At 50.4% G+C, this 20,697-nt stretch carries 27 protein-coding genes; 14 read left to right on the plus strand and 13 right to left on the minus strand.

Annotated elements, in window-relative coordinates:
• Window positions 1-824: 824 nt before the first annotated feature.
• From BM122_RS12350 to BM122_RS12365, 4 genes are all read left to right on the plus strand, one after another.
• Window positions 825-1,241 carry a hypothetical protein gene (locus tag BM122_RS12350; RefSeq protein ID WP_074905834.1) on the plus strand — a complete coding sequence of 139 codons (417 nt, stop codon included), beginning with the start codon at window positions 825-827 and terminating at the stop codon, window positions 1,239-1,241.
• Between the two features lie 151 nt (window positions 1,242-1,392).
• On the plus strand, window positions 1,393-1,755 hold the full coding sequence (locus tag BM122_RS12355; protein ID WP_074905835.1) for a hypothetical protein: 363 nt from the start codon (window positions 1,393-1,395) through the stop codon (window positions 1,753-1,755).
• 59 nt (window positions 1,756-1,814) lie between these two features.
• The gene (locus tag BM122_RS12360) at window positions 1,815-2,342 is read left to right on the plus strand and encodes a hypothetical protein (RefSeq protein ID WP_074905836.1); all 528 of its coding nucleotides are present in this window, start codon (window positions 1,815-1,817) and stop codon (window positions 2,340-2,342) included.
• A 183-nt stretch (window positions 2,343-2,525) separates the two neighbouring features.
• Complete coding sequence (locus BM122_RS12365) at window positions 2,526-2,705, plus strand: hypothetical protein (RefSeq protein ID WP_074905837.1); 180 nt, start codon at window positions 2,526-2,528, stop codon at window positions 2,703-2,705.
• A 30-nt stretch (window positions 2,706-2,735) separates the two neighbouring features.
• Here BM122_RS12365 and BM122_RS22455 read toward each other — a convergent pair whose 3' ends face one another.
• On the minus strand, window positions 2,736-2,921 hold the full coding sequence (locus tag BM122_RS22455) for a hypothetical protein (RefSeq protein WP_143083426.1): 186 nt from the start codon (window positions 2,919-2,921) through the stop codon (window positions 2,736-2,738).
• Window positions 2,922-3,077: 156 nt separating this feature from the next.
• Here BM122_RS22455 and BM122_RS12370 point away from each other — a divergent pair, with 156 nt between their 5' ends.
• Entirely contained in the window at window positions 3,078-3,497 is a 420-nt protein-coding gene (locus tag BM122_RS12370) for an antirestriction protein (protein ID WP_074905838.1), read from the plus strand.
• Between the two features lie 288 nt (window positions 3,498-3,785).
• Here the strand turns inward: BM122_RS12370 and BM122_RS23340 are convergent, their stop codons facing one another.
• Entirely contained in the window at window positions 3,786-3,938 is a 153-nt protein-coding gene (locus BM122_RS23340) for a hypothetical protein (protein ID WP_177198125.1), read from the minus strand.
• A gap of 40 nt (window positions 3,939-3,978) precedes the next feature.
• Here BM122_RS23340 and BM122_RS12380 point away from each other — a divergent pair, with 40 nt between their 5' ends.
• Window positions 3,979-4,266, plus strand: a complete 288-nt coding sequence (locus BM122_RS12380) for a hypothetical protein (RefSeq protein WP_074905840.1) — start codon at window positions 3,979-3,981, stop codon at window positions 4,264-4,266.
• Between the two features lie 219 nt (window positions 4,267-4,485).
• On the opposite strand, the gene BM122_RS26090 is transcribed toward BM122_RS12380, so the two are convergent.
• The 5 genes from BM122_RS26090 to BM122_RS23345 form a co-directional block, all read right to left on the minus strand.
• Entirely contained in the window at window positions 4,486-5,325 is an 840-nt protein-coding gene (locus tag BM122_RS26090) for an endonuclease/exonuclease/phosphatase family protein (protein WP_074905841.1), read from the minus strand.
• A gap of 147 nt (window positions 5,326-5,472) precedes the next feature.
• Window positions 5,473-6,186, minus strand: coding sequence for a DUF6998 domain-containing protein (locus BM122_RS12390; RefSeq protein ID WP_074905842.1), 714 nt, complete (start codon window positions 6,184-6,186; stop codon window positions 5,473-5,475).
• Between the two features lie 353 nt (window positions 6,187-6,539).
• Complete coding sequence (locus tag BM122_RS12395) at window positions 6,540-7,013, minus strand: hypothetical protein (RefSeq protein WP_143083427.1); 474 nt, start codon at window positions 7,011-7,013, stop codon at window positions 6,540-6,542.
• Between the two features lie 259 nt (window positions 7,014-7,272).
• Window positions 7,273-7,860, minus strand: a complete 588-nt coding sequence (locus BM122_RS26095; RefSeq protein WP_074905844.1) for a DUF6940 family protein — start codon at window positions 7,858-7,860, stop codon at window positions 7,273-7,275.
• Window positions 7,861-7,885: 25 nt separating this feature from the next.
• Window positions 7,886-8,044 (minus strand): hypothetical protein, encoded by a 159-nt coding sequence (locus BM122_RS23345; protein ID WP_177198126.1) that lies wholly within the window; start codon window positions 8,042-8,044, stop codon window positions 7,886-7,888.
• Between the two features lie 243 nt (window positions 8,045-8,287).
• Between BM122_RS23345 and BM122_RS12405 the strand changes: the two genes are divergently transcribed.
• Window positions 8,288-9,361 carry an alkene reductase gene (locus tag BM122_RS12405; protein WP_074905845.1) on the plus strand — a complete coding sequence of 358 codons (1,074 nt, stop codon included), beginning with the start codon at window positions 8,288-8,290 and terminating at the stop codon, window positions 9,359-9,361.
• Between the two features lie 166 nt (window positions 9,362-9,527).
• Window positions 9,528-11,102 (plus strand): hypothetical protein, encoded by a 1,575-nt coding sequence (locus tag BM122_RS12410; RefSeq protein WP_074905846.1) that lies wholly within the window; start codon window positions 9,528-9,530, stop codon window positions 11,100-11,102.
• A 35-nt stretch (window positions 11,103-11,137) separates the two neighbouring features.
• Here BM122_RS12410 and BM122_RS22460 read toward each other — a convergent pair whose 3' ends face one another.
• The 5 genes from BM122_RS22460 to BM122_RS23355 form a co-directional block, all read right to left on the minus strand.
• Window positions 11,138-11,725 carry a hypothetical protein gene (locus BM122_RS22460; RefSeq protein WP_143083428.1) on the minus strand — a complete coding sequence of 196 codons (588 nt, stop codon included), beginning with the start codon at window positions 11,723-11,725 and terminating at the stop codon, window positions 11,138-11,140.
• Between the two features lie 283 nt (window positions 11,726-12,008).
• Window positions 12,009-12,452, minus strand: a complete 444-nt coding sequence (locus tag BM122_RS12425) for a hypothetical protein (RefSeq protein ID WP_074905849.1) — start codon at window positions 12,450-12,452, stop codon at window positions 12,009-12,011.
• Between the two features lie 97 nt (window positions 12,453-12,549).
• Window positions 12,550-13,233 (minus strand): hypothetical protein, encoded by a 684-nt coding sequence (locus BM122_RS12430; protein WP_074905850.1) that lies wholly within the window; start codon window positions 13,231-13,233, stop codon window positions 12,550-12,552.
• A 314-nt stretch (window positions 13,234-13,547) separates the two neighbouring features.
• Window positions 13,548-13,721: a hypothetical protein gene (locus tag BM122_RS23350; protein ID WP_177198127.1), complete on the minus strand. Its 174-nt coding sequence runs from the start codon at window positions 13,719-13,721 to the stop codon at window positions 13,548-13,550.
• Window positions 13,722-13,742: 21 nt separating this feature from the next.
• Entirely contained in the window at window positions 13,743-13,898 is a 156-nt protein-coding gene (locus BM122_RS23355; RefSeq protein WP_177198128.1) for a hypothetical protein, read from the minus strand.
• A 117-nt stretch (window positions 13,899-14,015) separates the two neighbouring features.
• Between BM122_RS23355 and BM122_RS12435 the strand changes: the two genes are divergently transcribed.
• From BM122_RS12435 to BM122_RS12465, 6 genes are all read left to right on the plus strand, one after another.
• Window positions 14,016-14,291, plus strand: a complete 276-nt coding sequence (locus BM122_RS12435) for a hypothetical protein (protein WP_143083429.1) — start codon at window positions 14,016-14,018, stop codon at window positions 14,289-14,291.
• A 279-nt stretch (window positions 14,292-14,570) separates the two neighbouring features.
• Window positions 14,571-15,323: a hypothetical protein gene (locus tag BM122_RS12440; RefSeq protein ID WP_074905852.1), complete on the plus strand. Its 753-nt coding sequence runs from the start codon at window positions 14,571-14,573 to the stop codon at window positions 15,321-15,323.
• Window positions 15,324-15,425: 102 nt separating this feature from the next.
• On the plus strand, window positions 15,426-18,227 hold the full coding sequence (locus BM122_RS12445) for a DNA-primase RepB domain-containing protein (RefSeq protein ID WP_074905853.1): 2,802 nt from the start codon (window positions 15,426-15,428) through the stop codon (window positions 18,225-18,227).
• Between the two features lie 432 nt (window positions 18,228-18,659).
• On the plus strand, window positions 18,660-19,856 hold the full coding sequence (locus BM122_RS12455) for a site-specific integrase (protein ID WP_074905855.1): 1,197 nt from the start codon (window positions 18,660-18,662) through the stop codon (window positions 19,854-19,856).
• Window positions 19,857-19,859: 3 nt separating this feature from the next.
• Complete coding sequence (locus tag BM122_RS12460; protein ID WP_074905856.1) at window positions 19,860-20,111, plus strand: hypothetical protein; 252 nt, start codon at window positions 19,860-19,862, stop codon at window positions 20,109-20,111.
• A 100-nt stretch (window positions 20,112-20,211) separates the two neighbouring features.
• Window positions 20,212-20,397 (plus strand): hypothetical protein, encoded by a 186-nt coding sequence (locus BM122_RS12465; protein ID WP_074905857.1) that lies wholly within the window; start codon window positions 20,212-20,214, stop codon window positions 20,395-20,397.
• Here BM122_RS12465 and BM122_RS12470 read toward each other — a convergent pair.
• On the minus strand, window positions 20,387-20,647 hold the full coding sequence (locus tag BM122_RS12470; protein ID WP_074905858.1) for a hypothetical protein: 261 nt from the start codon (window positions 20,645-20,647) through the stop codon (window positions 20,387-20,389). The two genes, BM122_RS12465 and BM122_RS12470, sit on opposite strands and share 11 nt — an antisense overlap.
• Between the last annotated feature and the right edge of the window lie 50 nt (window positions 20,648-20,697).

Here is a 20,697-nt window from a genome sequence, read left to right on the forward strand (position 1 = left end):
CTGCTGATGGCTGCTGTCGCCTGGAATCTGAAGCAATGGCTGTTAGCCATTTTTTTACTCCATTTCCCGTGGCGAAGAGTGCAAACCTCACAAATACTTTGAGGCAAGAGAACCAAACCGCTCGATTTTGACTTTATGAGTACACTGCCTTTTAAAATTGCTGATCCAAGATGGTCATTGAGGCAGTTTTTCAGGATTGACTAATTACTTTCTAAATGCTTAAGAGCATCTCAACAAAAATACCACTTTCTATTATAAAACACCTTAACTGAACCTATACATGGATACACTTAAGGTTCCAAAAAAAACAGCCTTCTTCCTTTATGTCTTTTTATGCTGTTTTATAAAAGATCCGATAACATACACTTTCTTTTTCTAAAAACAAAGTAAATTCGTATCATAAGTGCATAACCCGTTTATCAAACCGGGATGCTTATCAGCCGAAGTAGCCAAGAGCAAGATATGGTAAAAGTTCCAACATACAATCGACGGAAGCACTCTTTTTTGAGTCAAGCTGCATCAGCGGACTTCTTCATTTGGCGATATCAATTCATTTCATATTCTACTGGTGGAATATTTCCTGTCTTTTCTGGCAACCAGCTGTGCCTAAACCACTTCCCCCATTCGAGACGTCTACGTCACCATTTTAATAAATCACAATTAACCTAGCAGGTTCGGTCACTGTGCCTATAACCACAAGAGCCTTCGGCGACGCTATGGGCTCGATAATCTGAAAGCGTCACACCCTACAAAGCGCCCACGGTCACCAACTGGCTCTGGGCGTTTTGCTTTTCCCGTCTTCCATTAACGATAGGAGGTACACCATGCTCATTCTCAATGATCCCACTCTGGTACACCGCATCTCCGATCCTGCCATACGCAGCCTGGTACAGCAGAGGTTCTTCGAAGTCTGTGCCGGCGAGCCATACGACTACGATATCCACGGCTACATGGTCGTAGTGGAACCCGGCGACAGCATAGCAGCACTGGAGCAGGAGATCGGCTTCCCCATACTGCACAACCTCTTTGACGACACCTGCTACGGAGAACCTGATTTCTCGCCATCCTTCGAAGCGTTGGAGGAGCACGCCGGTTGTTACGAGCTGGTATACATCTTTAACGACGAGGGGTTCGGCGCCGGCATCTTTATCCCGAAACAGCCTGGCGTCGATGGCGACCTGCTGGCGATGTGCGCCGAATACGCAGTATCAGCACAGGCGGCGGCGCTGGCGCAGCCCTGAATACCCGCATCTCACCTCACCCGTATTCCCGAGTATCAGTTTTCCAGAATTCCAGCTTCACAGGTTCCCAGATTTCCACCCACCTCCCACCCCGTGCTTCCCGCTGGGTCTGGGCGATCTACATTTCTAAACCACTAATAAGGAGACGCTTATGGAAACACCGCTGAATCCGCTCGTGGCCGACTTCGTTGCCACGCTCGATCCCAACCTGCGCGAGGACTTCGAGGAGAGGGCGGCCATCATGGAGTTCGAGGCCAACATGGACAGGGCTCACGCTGAATGCCTCGCCTTGATCGATGTGCTGCGTCGGCATCCCTCTGTGCTCATCGACGTGACCTTCCTGAAGGTCGAAGTGAACGGCACAACCCAACATCTGGTTGCCTCCGATCTCGACCTTGCACACCAGCTCATTGCAGATAACGGCGGGGAAGAGGTCGACATCCTCGATCTTGCTAGTGTGCTCAATCTGCATTACAGCGGGATCGCAATGTTTAGGCCGCTCAATTTGCGGTAATCGGAGCATCTTATATGAAAGAAACATTCCTTCAATCATCATATTTATAAGGGATTCATATGAAGCGTTCCAAATCAGATGTTCCTAAACCTGCCGTCCGCGTCCTGAAGGAGGGTTCCTGCCGCTCGCTCACGGGCAAGTCCACGCTGACCTACCACGTCGGCTGCACGGCCGAATCCGAAGTCCACTTCCGGCTGGCTGACAACACCGGGGGCGGCTTCTTCAGCGACGAGTGGGTCGCCCTCAGCGCCATTCAGGAAGCCTTCGACCAGCAGCAGAAGGGCAAGCCCATCGTGTCCCACATCCTGTTTTCACTCTTCCAGGGCCGCTCACTGAACACGCCCGCCTTCTTGCTTGCCGTGCTGAAGGCGGAAGGGCTGGTGATACCGCTGGGCGACAAGCAGCGAGGTTATGAGCGTGTCGATCCGGCTGAATTCATGGCTAAGATCGAGAAGCTGATGAACTCGGCTGTCAATTTAAAGGTAGAGGAGGGCAAGCAATTATCCGAATCCACACCTCAGTCTACCAAGCGCGGGAAGAAATCAAGCAAGTCTACCTCTGAAGAAGCCAACACTCCAACAAGCTGAGCGACGGAGTTGAATTCCGGGGGTGACTCGGCTGCTGCGTACGTAACTCCAAGCAGCGCAAGGGCTTCCCGGCTTCGCGATGAAGCGCTCCCGCAATACCGACCCTATACCGAGCCATTTTCAAGCTGTCACTTCATCGCAGTCTTTCCAACTTTCCAACCACCTACACAAGGAGGAAAACCATTGACTACCGCCACTACCGCACTCTTCGTGCTGATCACGCTGTACAGCCTCGTCCACGCCGGTACCCGCTGGCTGGGAATGATGAGCCTGGCACTGCTGAGCTGGGTGCTGGATCCATTCTCATTCACGGCACTGCTCGCGCTTGCGGGTGGTGTTCTTTACTTCAATCGAAAACACTAAAGGAGAACCACCATGTTATACCATAACTTCCTACTCGACGCAGTCAACGAGGTGCTCACCTGGGATATCCCGGATGAGGCGTTGGCCGACGCAGTCAAGGCGCAAGCCTGCCTGATGGCGGGATTCAGCCCCGAAGAGCTCATGGAGTGCGCTCAAGACTGAGCCACGTCCAGCATCCCATCGCATTTTCTTCTCAGTTCCCAAACCAGCTTCCAACTCCGTCTTTTCCCAGCAGCATCTCTCATCCGCGTTCATACGGAGGATGGCGTTCGTCTGGAGCAGGGCAGGAAAGCCGCACGCGGGGGCTAGTGCGTTCGTTCGCGCTGCCCTCCATCTTCTATCGATATACTCACTACATGCAAAGGAGCACACATGACCACCAATCCAACCGTCACCCGCCGGCTGGTAGCCGACGACCACCGCATCGAGCACACCGCGGCCGTCTTCGGTATCCGCTTCCCCTTGAACCTCGAACCCCTCGTGTACACTTTCGCCGAAAGGCTATCCCCCGACTACGACGGCGGCTACTGGGCGTACTACGCCCTGAGCAACGGCGGCTTCTACATGTCGCCAGACTCTGGCCGCGCCTTCAATGTATCCTGCGATAACGGCTACAAGGGCGTGCTGTCGGCGGACGGGCTCGGCATAACCGTTTGCCTCTACGCCTACAGCCACCTGTCGTTCAGCGGCGATGGCGAGTTCGCCGAGGTTTGCGCCCAGCAATACCACTGGCTGAGGGATTACATGCTGGACCTCCCCGAGTCCCTGGCTATCCTAGGAGCCACCGACTGAGGCCGGCGGGGTGAGGGCAGAGGCATTCCGGGCATGGCGCGCCAGGGTGCCGCCGGGTCACCGCCTTCACCGCCTTCGCCGCCCTTTCTCCCCGTATGCGCGCAAGTGCCGCACCGTCGGGCGGGCCGGCCGGCGAGCGGGCGGGTGACTGCACAGGTTTGCCGCCACGGCGCCACGTTTCCCCGAAATCCATGCCTGGCGTGGGTCTCGGTGTGGCGGATGAAGCGCAACGTGTCCGCAACGGGCCCGGCTGGGGCACTCCCCGTTGCGGCGTGGCGCATCCCGGCTTCATCCGCAACGCTGCCGCCACACCAAAACCCATGCCAGCCATCGATGTTGCGGCGTTGCGGCATTTTGTGGGGGGGGCGCCCCGGGCGGCGGGGTGCCGCGTGCGGGCTGTACACACCGCATAACCGCATAGGGTGGTTGTAGCTGAAACACAAGAGAGATTGTCTTATCTATTCACAAAGGATAACCAGATATGACTCGAATACTCATGATCATGATATTTACGGTTAGCTCGCTAGCCTTCAGCAATGATGAGCACGCACCGAAGGAAAGGCGAATTTATCAAACGGATTCAATAGGTACTGTTGTCACAGATAGGCCGCCCTATGTCATTCAATGGGATGGACGCATCCTTCCCACCGATAGCATTGGCACGAGGGATGCGGGAAGCCATAATCAATACAGAATCATCGAAGATAGAGTTTATGAAACGGATTCGATTGGCACGGTCAGGCCCGAGAGACCACTGAGGACAAGGTAATGTGACCTTTCAACCTCTTTGCTATCCATGCGGCTATTGCATAATGGATAGCGAGGAGGAGGTGGCGCTTATCGGCAAGGCATTCATTCAGGATATTTGAGTGAAAATTAGAAGCATCCACATAGAAGTGTAATAGCTCAAACTTGATCTGATAGCTTCAATAATTTATATTCATTCAATACATTGATTGACTTAATTTGACGCAAACTACACTGTGAGTTAGGTGGCACACGTCGGCCATCGAAACACAGCCTCAATCGCCGAGTGATCACTAAGACCACGTTCTCGAAACTCGTGGATATATCTGCATTGCTCTGCCCTCAGGGACGGTGACGCGAACACATGATCGAACCGTCGCCCGAGCTGGAACATGCCTCGGAATACCCAGCTCGCTTCCACTCTGTCGTAACCATGAAGCTGACGGTAAACGTCGGGCAAGCCCCACGCCGCGAGACCAGTCAAAACTTGCCGCTCGCCACGATCCCAGTCAGACCCAGCACGACCGTGTATTGTCCTGGCAATTCGCCAGCCATTGAGTCCTGGGCGCTGTCCCCAGGTTACGACCTCTCCGGTCGATAGTTCCTCACGGGGCGTATTGAAATCCCCGCAGAGGATTCTTGGCCGTTCTTCTGGACACGCAAGCCCGGCGTACAAGCCGTCTAGATGATCGATCTTCACCCATTTGTTGCTTGATCCAGGTGGCACATGTGTGTTGTGGATCTCCACATGACCAGCCAACGTCATCAGAGTTACGCTGAGCACACGCTCCGGCCATGGCACGGTAAAGCGGCCGGGAGGCTCCGAGATGAGCTGGCAGCGGCTCGCAGTAAGTTGACCGTATCGACGGCGTCCAGTTAGCTCACTCCGCGACCCAGCCAAGGAAAATGAATCCGCCACATGGCGAAGACCAGCGTTTGCAAGCATGGTGCGCAGGGCAAAAACCGTTGTCGGCGTGACTTCCTGCAGCGCTACGACGTCAGGCTTTAGAGCCACCAGCGCTGCAACCTGATTCTCCAGGTTTCGCTGCCGAGAGTTGAGGTTCCACGAGATCAGACGCATACAATCGCAAAATAACCGATAGTCACTTAACACCCAGTTTCAGCTGCGGGCTAGCCAAAGATTTGATGGTGCTTCTCAATTACGTCTTTTATACGTAACACTAGGTTTGGGTTGTCATTCATAAAGCACTAACCATAGTATTTACTTTCATTCTTCGGCAATGAGCGCTCGGATACCTGGAGCGATTTCATTCTCCAGTGCACGAATCGATTGAATGATTTGTGTGCCAAGCTGCCGAGTATTGAACTCGTTGCCTCGACTATTCAGGAGGCCAACATTCAGCTGTACTGCCAGCTCTCTGAGAACAGGTTTCACTGGCTGCACAGACACACCTTCGCGCTCCACCTCAATGGTTCCACTCTCAAGCTCTCGCACTAGGTAGCCTTCATATCGAACTTCACTTGTGGTAGCTGCTCTTCGACTTGGCCTTGTGCGGGTGAGAAGCTTGGATAACGTGAGTGTGCGCTTTCCGACTGTAGTAGGTGACAGCATTGGCATGACATCTGCGAGGGGAGCATCCAAGAGCACTTCGATTTGCATCTCCTCCGTATTCAATCGCAGCACGATCACACGATCCACAAATTCAAGAGAGTTCGCACTGAAGGCGATATGGCCGGCGGTGCTCATCATGGCCGTTGTTTTGACCGATATGCGCTCTCCATTGCCGCTCACCACATCGTAACCAGGTTGATTTACCTGTTGGGCCATTTGCCCGTTTGAGATGAGAGCCGCGTAAAGCTCGCCGATGCGACCGCAGAGGTGCCGCAACTCTGTCGGCTCAACTCCCCATAGCAGTTCACGTTCGAACCATGCCATAGCCTCACCAAGTGACTGGATAAGCTGCATCTGTGTAAGTGCCATGGATTCTCCTCAGGGGTTATAACTACAATTGGACGTTTGAATCGACGCAGTATAATACGTCAGAAATGAAATCCAACTCGGTTAACTGCATATTCTTTCCGTATATTTTGTAAATGTGTACATTTTTCATCTCATGAAAACTTGTTAGATCAAGAATATGGTGGATAGATAAGCTTTTTGAATATGGTGTACTATCGTCTCAAGCTCAAACATTACAGCTATCGTATTGAGTAATCCGTATTTTACGAAAGGATCGTGCCAGTACGAATATTAAGATGTTATGCATCAGATTGGCGATTGGTTCCATAGCGAACCAATCCCTCAGGTTTTCGGCTGGGTTGCCGCAGCTCATATTATGCTAATCGAGCCGCGACTTCTGAGCGAGCGCACCTGGTCACACTAAACTGCAGTGCTTCACGCTGTATCGCCATTGCCGCTTGAAAATCACTTGCTTCAGCATGAGCGGCAGCGAAAGTTTGTAGATACATGCGATGCTTCCAGTCACTTGTCAGCTTGTTTCTCTCCTGGGCAATTCTCAGCGCAGCAGCCGCATCTTTGACAGCTAAAACGCCATTCAAATACCTCGCGTCCGGGCATGTGGCCAGAAGACTCGCCCGAGCGCAAAGCGCGTGAGCGAATTGGGGATCAAGCTGAATTGCCATGTTGTAAAGCTCCAGCGCTTCCGAATATCGTCTTTTCCAGTGCAGCCAGAGTACCATGAAGTCGTACGCATATGGATCATTCGGATCAAGCGCTATCTCAGCTTCAAATCGCTTGACTGCGGAGACTATCTTCGGATCTAACTCTCGTTCCATCAGCGTTGTCATAGCATCCTCCATGCATAGCAAGGTAATAATATGGTTTACATACATTTTCCATGCTTTAGCATTAACAGCAACAAAGCTGTTACAGTTGTCAGGTTTGTCAACTATATAATCTTAAATCTGGTGGTATGAACCTGGAGTATCCAAGATCGCCGGCAGCATCGTCAATTTGATAAGCACTAATGCAACAGCACAACGAGCCAGCTGTCAGCGTCACGTCTGACGAATACATGGTACGCCAATTGTCTTCTCCATTGCCGTGTTAAGTGGCACTCCGATAGGGTACATACCCATAGTACTTGGGCCGATCATCAAGTCGGACGTGCAACCATGACACACCAGCTCCAGCAGTGCTCAACCAGACCGGCTTCACTCCCAACCGCCGCTCCATCGCACTGCCAACCGACCGCCAGAGCGAATGTCGCTGGCGCGCTGGTGCTTGCCGGAGAAACGCTCCGAGATGACCATAGCCGGTAATGGGACCTCGCGGACACGGTACAACCATGAGCGCGTCCCTGCCCAAATTCGAAAACTCCACCACTTCGTCTTGGGGCGCGCGGTTGAAGTGTTCAGCAAATGCTTCGGAGTCCGGCTTACTTGCCAGGCCAGGGCTATCCAGCAGTACAAACTCAAAGGGGCGATCGGCAGAAGCGGTTGTGATCGGCGGAGTCTCCCAACAGAACGTAGAAAATGGCGAGTCTGCCAACAGGCCAATGAAAAATGAGCAGAAATCTTCATTACTCTGCCACAGATACAAGACTTCAGCGTACGAAATGGACGATGAATCAAGGTGGATTGTGACCTGGATCACGCGACCATTGGCCAACTTCTCAATTCGTGGTGTCCACATATGCACTTTGTCGCCTTACAAATAATTATATATCTTCCATGCTTTCAGCATTAATAGCAAGAATATTGCTATATTTGTTAGATTTGCTAGGGGCATCCACAGCCAGGGTAGGGCGAGAGGTGCGTGCCATTTCCCTGAAATTGCCGCCACGGCGCAACGTTTTCTCGAAAGTCATGCTAGGCATAGCACTCCGCGTTGCGGATAAAACGCAACAGATCCGCAACCTGCCCGCCACATGAGTGTGCGCTGGAGTAGTGTAGTGCATCCGGGAATCATTCTTTCTGTGTGGTGGCAGTTTCACTAGAAACAGAGAGCCCCAGCGGTAGATGGTACGGGGGGGCAGAAATCTTGATTTCTGAAAATCTGGAAGGCTGAAATTCTCTTATTCTCTTAGAATGAGGTTTTCAATTCCAGGAGAGCCAACCGGATGACTACCTTATTCACTCCTCTAAAGCTTGGTGCAATTACAGTACCCAACCGCATCTTCATGGCTCCTCTCACTCGCTGTCGAGCAGATGCTGAGCACATTTCCACTGCTCTGATGGCTGAATATTATGCGCAGAGAGCGAGCGCTGGTCTGATTATCGCCGAAGCTACCATGATAATTGAAGGTCATTCTGCATTCTGGATGGAACCGGGCATCTATTCCTCTGCTCAGATTGCTGGATGGCAGCAGATCACAGATGCTGTGCATGCTGCCAATGGCAGGATCTTCCTGCAACTCTGGCATGGTGGGCGAGCGTGTCATCCACTACTCAACCAAGGCAATCAGCCTGTTGCTCCCAGCCCCATTGCCATTTCCGACGGTGATGTATCGACTCCTGAAGGGAAGAAGCCATATGTTATGCCGCGGGAACTACGTGACGATGAACTGCCCGGTATCATCGCTGGATTTAAAAAGGCAGCTGAAAATGCCAAATCTGCCGGCTTTGATGGCATAGAAATCCATGGCGCAAACGGATACTTGCTCGATGAATTCCTGCGCGATGGCTCCAATCAGCGCTCCGGTTCATATGGCGGCTCTCTCGAGAACCGGGCACGATTGACGCTTGAAGTGTTGGAGGCTGTCAGCTTGGTGTGGGGCAGTGAGCGAGTCGGATTGCGTATTTCACCGCTTAACAGCTATAACAGCATGATCGATAGTGACCCGATCGGATTATCCATCTGGCTTGCTAGCCGGCTTAGCGAGTTTCATCTTGCTTATCTTCATGTCATTCGAGGTGATTTACTGCAGCAGCAAAGCGGTGACATTATGACGCCTATTCGTAAGCATTACAGGGGAGTACTCATCGGCAACATGGGTTACACTGCCGAAGAAGCAGGCAAGGAAATCAATGAAGGAAAAATAGATGTGGTTGCTTTCGGCACGAGCTTCTTGGCGAACCCTGACCTGCCAGCCCGTATCAAGACCAACGCTCCCCTGAATCAACCCGATCCCGCGACATTTTATACCCCAGGTCCGCAAGGCTATACCGATTACCCAGCGCTGGACTCACTTTGACTGTCATAATGGGTTTTGCAAAACTGGTAACGCTCTAAAGAAGTCAGTACTTATAGATGAGCGTTTTTCTACGTGTTTTTACTTATTTATTTAGCATATATTATTCGTTAATCTTGCAATACCTCAGAGATTAACGAAGGGATATCTAAACACAGTAAGGTGAAACATGAAATTAACACAAAACCTTAAATTCATCGGCTGCCTTGCACTAGCTTTGATGGTATGTGCCGAGCCAGTGTTTGCCAAGACCCTCAGCATGGTGGCTGAGGGCCTTCCACCCTCAGTCACGGTATTTGACACCGATACCGACAAGGTGTTGGGAACAGTGGCTATCCCGCGGGTTAATCTCGTCATCGGCGACGTATTGATCACATCGGATCAGACCCGGGGGTTTGTGACGAATAACAACAGTGAAATATTTGTCATTGATTTGACTAAATCACATCCGGTTCTTGCGGAAGGGACTAACCCAATCCCCATATCGACTCATGGCCAGGATTTGTCGATCAGCCCCGATGGGAAATTCCTGTTGGTGGTGGGTGGCAACCCTAGAGAACCGATATCGGTCATTGATATAAATGCCCAAGCCGAGATAAATACCTTCACTGTTTCGGATGACGCTGATCTCAATTCGCTGGATGTGTGCAGTGACGGATCGGTGTTGGTTGCGTCGTTTAACACCGGCAATCTATACCGGCTTACTCTAGATGGTGCCGGAAGTTTAACCAATACCGGTGAAGTGCTGTCTATCCGCAGCAGCGGCTCAAACGGCTTTTCTCCGGCGAATGTCTATTGCGCTTCAGGTGGCAGATCAGGCGTCGTCATAGGCTTTTATCCGGGTGAGATTCTTTCCTTTACCATCCCAGGGCTGACATTGGTCGATAAGCACGCTCTGACTGGGGGACTGGGTGGAATTTCAGCTGAAATCAATACGGCGTGGAATCGAATCTTTACCATGAGCACCCTTGAGGGAGGCGGGATCGGGGTTTTGGAAGCCTTTGATTACGACCCCACAAAAGCAGAACTGGGCGCTATGCCGCTCTTTGGCAGCGCGATTCATGATAATGGCCCACTCTTTTTCTTTGGCGTCGATCAGATGGTGCTGCACCCGCATGGCACCAAACTGTACATCTCCCAACCCAATGCCATAAACATTTATGACACAAGTAGCGGCAAGCTGTTGAACACCATTACCGATCCCAACATCGTGACACCCAGAGGGATAGCGATTGCACCCACAATTGATCTCTGCCAGCTTCCTCCGCCTCCTTGGGCGATTATCGGTTCAGCGGATAATGACACTCTGATAGGAACGGCAGATCATGATGTCATCCTTGGTTTGGATGGGGACGATATCATCGACGGCCGTGGCGGAAATGACCTCATCTGCGGTGGTCCCGGCAGAGATACACTTATTGGTGGTGCTGGTGACGATACTATTCATGGCGGTGAAGGGGATGATACGATCAGCGGCGGCAGCGGCCATGACAAAATTGATGGAGGAGATGGCAACGATACGATTAATGGTGGCGCTGGCAATGACAAGATTATTGGAGGTGCGGGCAACGATAAAATCACTGGTGGGTCAGGTGCGGATATAGTCTTGGGTAATGCTGGCGATGATACTTTAAACGTGGCAGATAACATCTCCGGCAATGATACTGTCGATGGTGGCACTCACATCAACGGTGATGCTTGTTATGCCGATCAGGAGGATAGCCTCACCAATTGCAATCCCTAATGCCTACGCATTAGCAGGTTGGCAAAACTTGTGGCCTATTCCTTCTTTAGAAGAGTTAGAGGAGCTGATGTCATTGTTACTGCCAGAAAGTTCAGGATGCCTTGGGACTGACAGAAGGATATGAGGGCAATGCAGGGATGCGCAGACCCTAAATCCTGAGGATCTGTGTAGTGCCAGTTGCCTGCTCCTGCAATAACGCGAGCTTCATCATTGGTTGGATATGCATTAGCGCAACGGAAAAAATGGCGCAGATCATCCATATAGCGCAAGGAAGGCGCCGAGTCTGGGGGAATCGGCAGCCACAGCAGGGCGTGAGGTGCGTGCACCCCCCGAAATTTGCCGCCACGCCGCAACGTTTCCCCGAAAGCCACGCCAGGCATGGCACTCGGCGTTGCAGATAAAACGCCACATCCCCGCAACGTCCCCGCCACGGGGCGGGCCGGCGCTGTTGCGCCACCGAGTCTCACCCGCCACGCTGCCGCCACGCCGAAACCCATGCCAGCCATCGCTGTTGCGGCGTTGCGGCATTTTCGGGGAGGCACGGCGCGAAACCCCGGGAAGCCACGGGGCGGCCGGGTGTGCCGAGTTAACCTTCTCTCCTCCGCAGACCAGATTAAAAGCATCAATCAGGACATAGGCTGAAATTCCGATATTGCTTCTGTCAGGGGCTACCACATGGTGGATGTAGGCTTCAGTAAGTTCAGCGGCTTCGTCAGGCGTCCCCAGAGGTCGCTAAGCAAAAAGCACATGCTCAGCATTTAAAATCCGATCCGAATCAGTCAATGAAATAGTGCAAATAGTACAAAATTCATTTTGAACGGAGATATGGATTTTACTGTGCATTGTTAGCCAATTAAGTGTCGGAAAGCATGGTGCGCTGTCCCCAGCTTTAACACGAGCTATTAGCTAAGTGCGTTTCCATTCATCAACACGAGACTGTGAACGCTGCACAGTTTCTGCTGTGAAAAGCTCGGGATGGCGGACAACCACTGCCTCGAAAGCATAGTCTTGAAGCCCCATTTCGAGTAGCGCAGTATAACCAGTCGCTTCAGATTCACGATTTACAGCGCGTTCCACCGCCCCTAAGATTCCATGTCTTTTTATCATTTGCCATGTTCTTGTTGCACGTATTCTTCGACCACCCTTGGCGGTGAGCACTTCTTCATAGGCGTAGATGGCCTCAAGGCACTCGAGTTCTGCCGGCGTATTGGCACCGTAGGCTTCTGCTCGAAATTCCACAGCTCTTTTTCTAGCTTCATCTGCAAGGTCTCTACGGCCGCGCTCAAGCGCATTTTTTACGAACCGATCGCATTCTTCTGGTGTTTTTAGCCTGGCAACCCTTTCATCCATAATAAAGTAATATCCCTAAATTTCCGCTTGAGTTACAGCGTGCTGTGGAGTGCGGTGAGAGAATTGTCCACCTAACTCCGAGCGGTTGTTAGTAGTTCTAGAGCCCAACAAGCACATTTTTGCGCCTGAATTTCCCAGTAACTTCGAATTCTCGGTAGTCGAGCAACAACTCATTAATTTCATCATCTATTAATCCCTTATCTCTAATAAAGGCTTCTATTTCATTAGCTGTAGGAGCGATCCATTCTTCAAATCTTAGTAATTCTTGGAACTCATTGGACACAGAACGAAATCTCTCCTTTTGCTCTGCGTCTATCCCATTTTTTTCCCGCATCTCTTCAATTCGCTGTCTAATTCCTCGGTGAAAAATTATTCTCATTCCTTTATTCCACATTTGATTGGCCTGACTAACTTGGATGTCCGACGCGCCAATTTTCTTCAGACTTTCTATTATCTGATCGTGGAGCTTAATCCGTGTTGCAAGGGTTGTTCCGTCGAAGAAATTATCTGCCATGAGAGAAGTCAAGATGGCTTCTGATGACAAAGTCGCCACATCGCGTAGCTGTTCGATGGTTGCATTTGCATTGTTTACAATCTCTCTCATCTCCGCTTCGAACCCCGCTCCCTTAAAGCGCTGAATCTTATCAATATTCAAGAATGCAAAGCTGATTGCGCCTGCCAACACAATAATACCCATCTCTGTTGGTTGTCCTAAGAGCCCGAACATCACAGCCAACAACATGGTTCCCAACGACCAATAAAATGCGATTTGATCATTCATATTTCGATAATTTCCCACCTGCTACCTTGATTGGAAAGAAGTAAATATAAATCTGGTATACTTTTTATGCTTTAAACATCTATTACAATAAGTAAAGCTGTTATGTTTGCTAACTTTGTATCAGTTTAAATGAAATAACATAGAATTTTAAATATTATGATGGTGCTGGCTGATTAATATTATTATGTCATATTAGTTGAGATCATTCAGGGAAAATTGGTTGGCTAGTCTTTACTGAAATCGATCATTTCCATGGTGCAAATTATCAGCACAGTGCATATTCAATTCGATTTACATATTGCAGTACATTCAAATTAACCTCCTGCGATGCCCTGGGTCAGGGGCAACATCACACGCTCGATAAGCATTAATTTAACAGGCGCATAGAACCCCGGAAATCCATGCTGTGCAAGGGAATGCGTCGAAGTAGGGGTATCGGCTGAGCTGCAGGCGAGGTGAGGCGGGCCGACCCGCAAACTTACCGCCACAGCGCAACGTTTCCCCGAGAGTCACGCCAGGCATAGCGCTCGACGTTGCGGGTCATACGCAACAGATCCGCATAGTGCCTGTGGTGGTGTCATGGCGCTCCCCGCTGAGCTATCTGTAACCCTGCTGCGACCTCGCAAGCCTTTCTTGCCATGGATGTTTCGGCGCGGCGGTATCATCGGAAGGCTCGAGAGAGACACAAGCTACAAGGCTCGGCGGTGGATGGGCGCTGGCGAGCCATTTCCCTTCATGACTGGCATTTTTCCCGGGGAGGGGCGACGAAGCCGGTAAAGGCGGTGAAGGGGGTACGCGGGCCGGGATGCAGCAGCGGCATGGCGCCGGGCCAAGTGCCGGGTGCGGGCGGAAAAAGGTGGAGAAAAAGGGGGTATGCGGAAATTCTTGCCCCGCATGGCACTCCGACATTTTCACCACCTTTTCCGCCTTTCCCCGGCAGACCCAGCGGAAATGTCGGGAGTTTTGCGCGCCCCCACACGCCCCACGCTGCGTTTTTTCATATGCGGCGGAAACAAGGTGGAAAAGGTGGTGAAGGTGGTAAAAGTGACGGAAAATGATGCCCCGCATGGTTATTGGCACACCGGGAATTCACCACCTTTCACCGCCTTCGCCCCCTTTTACGGGCGCATACTCCGCAGTAGATGCATACGCCTCGTTGCGGTATCGCTGCTGCAACCTTAAAACCCGTGCCGTCATTCAAAGCTGCGGCGAGGCGGCATTCTTGAGGATGGGTCGCCTTCGGATATAATCGGGGAGGAAGATAGCAACTCAACCAGTGGTTCAGCAATTATACTGATTCTGCTATCAAGGTTGACTTATATAAAAGATAGGCGCAAATGCATAACTTGAAAATAGACTTGGAATCAAGCCGCACAAAAGATGAAGCCATAGCATTGTTAATTGGCTTAGGTGACATGCGCATGATGCCGCAGGAAGATGCTCCTCCTGATGAAATAGACTTAATACCCCGCTTTTGCTTGGGAGAGTATCTCTTCGGCGAATATGATCTGTTAAAAAGCGAATATAAGTGGGCTGTATCTCAAAAGCAGTCGGAAGAGATTGTTTCTGAAAAGCTGGTAGCATTAAATCGAATCAACGAATTAATCGCCAAGGCAAATATATGCGCGCGTTATTTTGATGATGAGATTGCTAAAGGCAAAGAATCCATAATAAGGATTTATTGTCCGAGTGAAACATCTGTGCCTTATTACACGCTCAACAGCATTCTCCAATGGTGGGATCAGGTCAAATCAGAAATTGACGTATCTCCCATCCTAGAATCCAACCCTTCCAAGGGTTTTCCATCGACTGAATCTCCCTCAGAAGATTGGTCATCCGAAACAAAAAGAGAAAATGTGCTTACAACATTTGCATTTTTGGTCGAAGCATTTGCCGAAACAGCTCCCCTGTACAAAGACGGCGGCAATCCGAATGCTACAACTATCTCCAAGAAAATAGAAGAGCTAGCCACGATAGCTAATAACGGTCGCCCAATAACTGCTCAAAGATTTCAAACCATAAGAAAACTAATAGCAGAAGCAAGTGAAATCAAAGAAAGAACTATGTTGAGAAAAGGTAATAATGCATAGCTTTTAAAAATTTACCTTTTACCTTCTGGTAAAAAAATTAATACCTCATCAGATTCGATGTAATGGTGCCCCTCATTAATCACCTTCAAGGAGGTAAAATCAGTGGCACCAGAAAAGCCAAAGTCGCCTTTACTCATATCCCAGAGCGATCAAAAGGAGGTCAGCGCTAAAGATAATGTTGTTTCCGCATCGTCAAAAACACCTGCTCCATCCGGCGTTTCTCAAACTAAGCTGATGGAAGCGGATGAAAGCGAGAATCAGCAGAACACCCAGGAAGAAATTGACCCCAAAACGCTCGTTGTCCCAACCGCCCCACCCAATCAGCAGCTCCCGCCACATCCTTCAGAAGAATCAATGGAACACGACGAGGGCGAGATTGCGATCACCAATGCTGAATTCGTTGCTGCCATATTTAAGGCTACACCCGAGGGCGCCTATGCCGCAGTCTGCTCCAAACCGGGCGATCCCACCCAAGGAGGATGGTTAGCAAAGCGCGTTGACAGCGCTGTGGCTCAATTGGCTGCCTACCATAATAATTACTTTAACTGTTCCAGCTTTTATCTTGGCGAGGATGAATCGTTTAAAGCACGCAAAGAGCGTTTCGCTGCTTACCAATGCGTGGTGCTTGATGACGTAGGCACCAAGGTTTCTCTAAAGCGAATAGAGAACTTTAAAGTTTCCTGGAAACTCGAAACCAGCCCCGGCAATTATCAGGTCGGGATCATTCTAGCCAAACCGATCACGGAGGGAGCAGAAGCAGAGAGCCTACTCAAGGCTCTGATCGGTGCGGGCCTTTGCGATCCGGGTGCATCCGGGCCTTTGACCCGGTGGGTGCGTCTTCCTGTCGGCATCAACGGCAAGCCCAAGTATATTGATGCAGCAGGTAAACCCTCCCATTGCAGGTTAGTCAAATGGCAACCTGATAAACGCTACACGACTGAAGAAATTATTGAGGGGCTAAGACTAAAATCTGCTTCGTCAATAAGTCTGAAGAAGGTAGCAACGCCTGCTAACGGTGAGGCTGATGGCGTTCTGATACCCAGAGCGGCAGAAAACCCAGTGGTCAGCGCACTAATAGAACACGGACGCTACAAGAAGCCGCTTGGGCCGGGCAAACATGACATCACCTGTCCCTGGGTGCATGAACATACCGATGGGTTGGATGACGGCGCTGCTTATATTGAGCCAAATGAGCGTTCCCCTCTAGGTGTTTTCCGCTGCCATCATTCGCATGGAGATCAATATCGCATTCGGCAGCTGCTCGAATCCTTGGGTATCACCGAACTTGAGGCCCGCCACAAGCCGAGCGTCCGTGTCATAGCTGGAGAACTCTCCCGGGTGATAGATGCGGCGGAGAAAGTATTGGCCGATCAGGGTCACTACTTTCAAAGTGGCGGGCTGGTTGTATCGATCGCGATCGACCCGGCGACAAGGGATCCATCGATTGTCCCGGTCAGCGCAGGCGCCTTGACCAAGGAGCTATCAATAGCTGCTAACTGGGAAAAATACGATGGACGTGTTAAAGATTGGGTCCGCTGTGACCCGCCAACTCAACACATCACGATTCTTTACCACGCTGGAAGTTACCGTTATTTGCCCCCGCTGGCGGGGATCGTCAGGCAGCCCTATTTCCGAGAATCCGATGGTGAGTTGGTGCTCCAGCCTGGATATGATGCGATCTCACAGTGTTTCGGTGTCTTCGATCCAAATGATTACATCCTTCCAGAGCCAACGCTTGAAGCTGCCAAAAAAGCACTGGCTCAGTTGGAAGAGTTACTGAAGGAGTTTCATTTAGTATCCAATGCGGACAAATCTGCAGCAATCGCTGCCATGATTACTGCGGTGGTCCGAATCACACTTGCTTACGCCCCGGGATTTCACAACCAAGCCCCTATTTTTGGAAGTGGTAAAACATACTTGTGTGAATTGATAGGTGTATTCGCTGGGCCTGCTGCCAACATAAAGGTGAGTTACCCTACCACGTCAGAAGAAGCTACTAAAGTCATCCTTTCTCTGTTGTTGAATAATCCTGCTGTCATCGAGTTTGACGACATGGATACCGATTGGATACCGCACGGGATTATCAAACGGATGCTTACCACCGATAAAATTACCGACCGGATATTGGGTGTCAGTAAAACAGCCACGGTCAGCACGCGCACCTTGTTTCTGGGGTCTGGCAATAATGTCGGTCCAGTACGCGATCTGTTGCGGCGTGTGCTCACGATTCATCTTGATCCACGCTGTTCTACGCCTGCAACCTTATCTTACTCTAGTCATCCCGTTGAGAAGGTTCGGAAAAACAGAGGGCGCTATGTATCCGCCGTGCTGAGCATCATTCAGGCATGGAGAAAAGCGGGCTCTCCTCGTGCTGACGTGCCGAGTATCGCGACTTACAGCGGCGCCTGGTTGGACTATTGCCGACACCCCTTGATCTGGCTCGGCTACCCTGATCCGGCCACCGCACTGATTGAACAAATCACGCACGATCCTGATGCAGATGTGCTGAGAGAGTTGCTGCTTGAATGGAACCATTCTTTTGGCTCCCGACCGACCACGGTCCGCAAGGTGATCGAACACATATATGACGATAACAAAGGTAGAAACCTTAAGCAAGCGTTGTATGAGCTTCCCGTTGTCGATCCTAAGGGTAATATCAACCGCTCCAAGCTGGGCTGGTTTCTGAAGAAAAATGCCAATCGAATCATTGCTGGTTATGAGTTCCAGAAGTGTGAAGCAGATGGAAGGCTCGCCTGGAGGGTGGTCTACGTCCCATCCCCGGGCTCGCCTGCGCCCGTGAAGCGCAGAAAGGATAGATATGAGGAAGAGGATGAGCTGTTGGGCTCTGATCGAGTCAGTGGCGCCAAGTCAGGTGAGAATCCCGAGCCTGATGATGGCTACTGACAGTGATCCATGACATTTTCGCCATAGCAGGTAAATGAGGCGATGAAGTCCGAAAAGGCGGTGGCAAAGATGGCGTCCAGAGTGCTTTGCCCCACTTGGGTTTCGGCCGCACGCACCGCCTTTACCGCCTTTCCTCGCCCGGTTCAACATGAATATCGGCAGGGGGAAAGTGACATTGGGCCGACATTTTCGTGCAGCCTGCCGGAAAAAGGTGGAAAAGGTGGTGAAAGCGGGCCGAACCGGCCGTAGTGCGAGGCAGGGCATCGAAAGCACGACCACCGCCTTTTTTACCACCTTTGCGTACCGCACTGAGTTGCCCCGCCGTGCCATCCACCATTTTTACGTTAATCCAAGCGCACGGTAAGTAGAGCGCAACTGAATTTACCAACATTCAAGAATATTTATTAATCCAATTTACAGGAGAAAATTATCATGCCGATCATAAAATTGAGTCAACAATTCATCACCAATCAAATGAAATGCCCCGAAGGCAAATCGCGTATCGAATATTGCGATCAGGACATGCCTGGCCTCTATATAGAAGTGCGTGCCACAAGCCAGAATCAGAAAACGTATTATTTACGCTTTAAGGACCACACCAAAAAGACCTGCCACAAGAGGATCGGTCGCACCACAGAGATCACACTCGCAGAAGCACGTCGGCAAGCCAAAACGCTCAAAGCAGAAATCGCACTTGGCCGCAACTCCAGTGATAATGGGAAGACAAAACAGAGTGAACTGACCTATGAGCGGCTGTTTGAGGATCACTACATACCACACAAAAGTTTACACAAGCGCTCCATTGATGACGATATTCGTATCTATCGTTTGAAAATAAAGCCGATCCTAGGTCACAAGCTGCTGCGCCAGATCACTCGATTTGAAATCCAGGCATTGCTCAATTCTTTTAGGGAATCCCTTAAGCCGGCTTCGTGTAACCATATCCTGAAGGTCATCAGGCATTCGCTCAATCTCGCCGTAGAATGGGAATTCCTGGAATCCAATCCGGCAACGAAGATTCCATTGTTCTATGAGGACAATAAAGTGGAGCACTATCTGAACGATGCCGAACTTGATAAATTGTTAACTGTCCTGCGTACCGACAAGAACAGAATTGTCTGTCAAATATATTTATTTATATTATCAACAGCTTGCCGTCAAAATGAAGTGCTTTCTGCTAAATGGAAAGACGTCGATCTGGAAAAAAAGGTACTCAGAATTAGGGCGATCAATAGCAAGAGTAAGCGGCTACGATCCGTGCCTCTCAATGAGAGTGCCATGGAAGTATTGGCTCAGCTGGATACACGCGGCAGATTCGAGTATCTATTCATCAATCGCCAAACCGGCAAGCCCTATACCACAATCACCAAGGTATGGCATAGGATCCGGCAAAAAGCTGGCTTAGGGCATCTACGCATCCATGATGCGCGCCACATTCACGCTTCTTGGCTGGTTGAGAGTGGGCGGAGTCTTTATGAAGTCCAGGAGATATTGGGGCATTCTGACCCTAAAGTGACAATGCGTTATGCTCATCTATCGACGAAGACTTTGCTTGACGCATCCAATTGCGTATCAGCCAAAATTAAGAAAACAATGCAACCTAAGGAGTTCTCTAAAGCTGAGTCCTGAGTAGTGCTCGGTTGGCCCCACGCTCCCGGCAATTTTGGGGTGAGTGGGGCGCAAACCGGCCTCCCGGACGCGCATAGTCGACCGCTGCGGGGCAATCCCGGGATGGGCATGGGGGTAGTCATCCCGTGCGCACTCGATGGCGCCTGGACGGGCGATAGCGTGGGAACTATTCTGCTTAAACCCAGCGCGGCTCCGCTCGAGATTTTGCGCTCATCAATAGTGAGTACCGCTCGTGTAACCGCTCATTATGGTTAATGTGCGTGTGCGATCGGTAAAGGCCATAAACGGTAGTGCCGCACTAAACGTCCTTATTGACGCGCTCTAGTTCGACCGATAATTGTTCTGCATAGCAACAATGGTTGCCATGAAGTACAAAGGACGCATTTATTCGCCAATGGTGATTGAGTTTGCTACCGATCCTATATCGTCACCGGTTAATGTAAATAGTAGGTATGTTGAGGAGTTGATGCCCATGTCATTGGCTACCTTAACAGGAATTGATCGGGATGACTGGGATGGTTACAAGAAGGTTACTTTGTAAATGGATAGGCTCTTGGTGACTGCACAGCAGCATTCTTATCCCATTTCCCTTCAATAGCTTCAATACAATCTTTTGCACCTGAGATCTGACCTTCTATGAAGTGCTTATTTTCCTCATCAAGTTCTTGTGCGGCTATTTTAGCTATTTCGGAATGGTGATCCATCACCATACGGCACATCGATAAACATCTTTCTCGCTCTTCAGCTACCGCATCATCTACTTCTTTTGGAGTGTAATGTTGAGTGTCCATAATTATCTGTAATTTAGTTATCGTCAAGAAATGGAAGTTTTTACACAATA

Source organism: Nitrosomonas communis (genome assembly GCF_900114745.1).
Classification (GTDB): Bacteria; Pseudomonadota; Gammaproteobacteria; order Burkholderiales; family Nitrosomonadaceae; genus Nitrosomonas; species Nitrosomonas communis_A.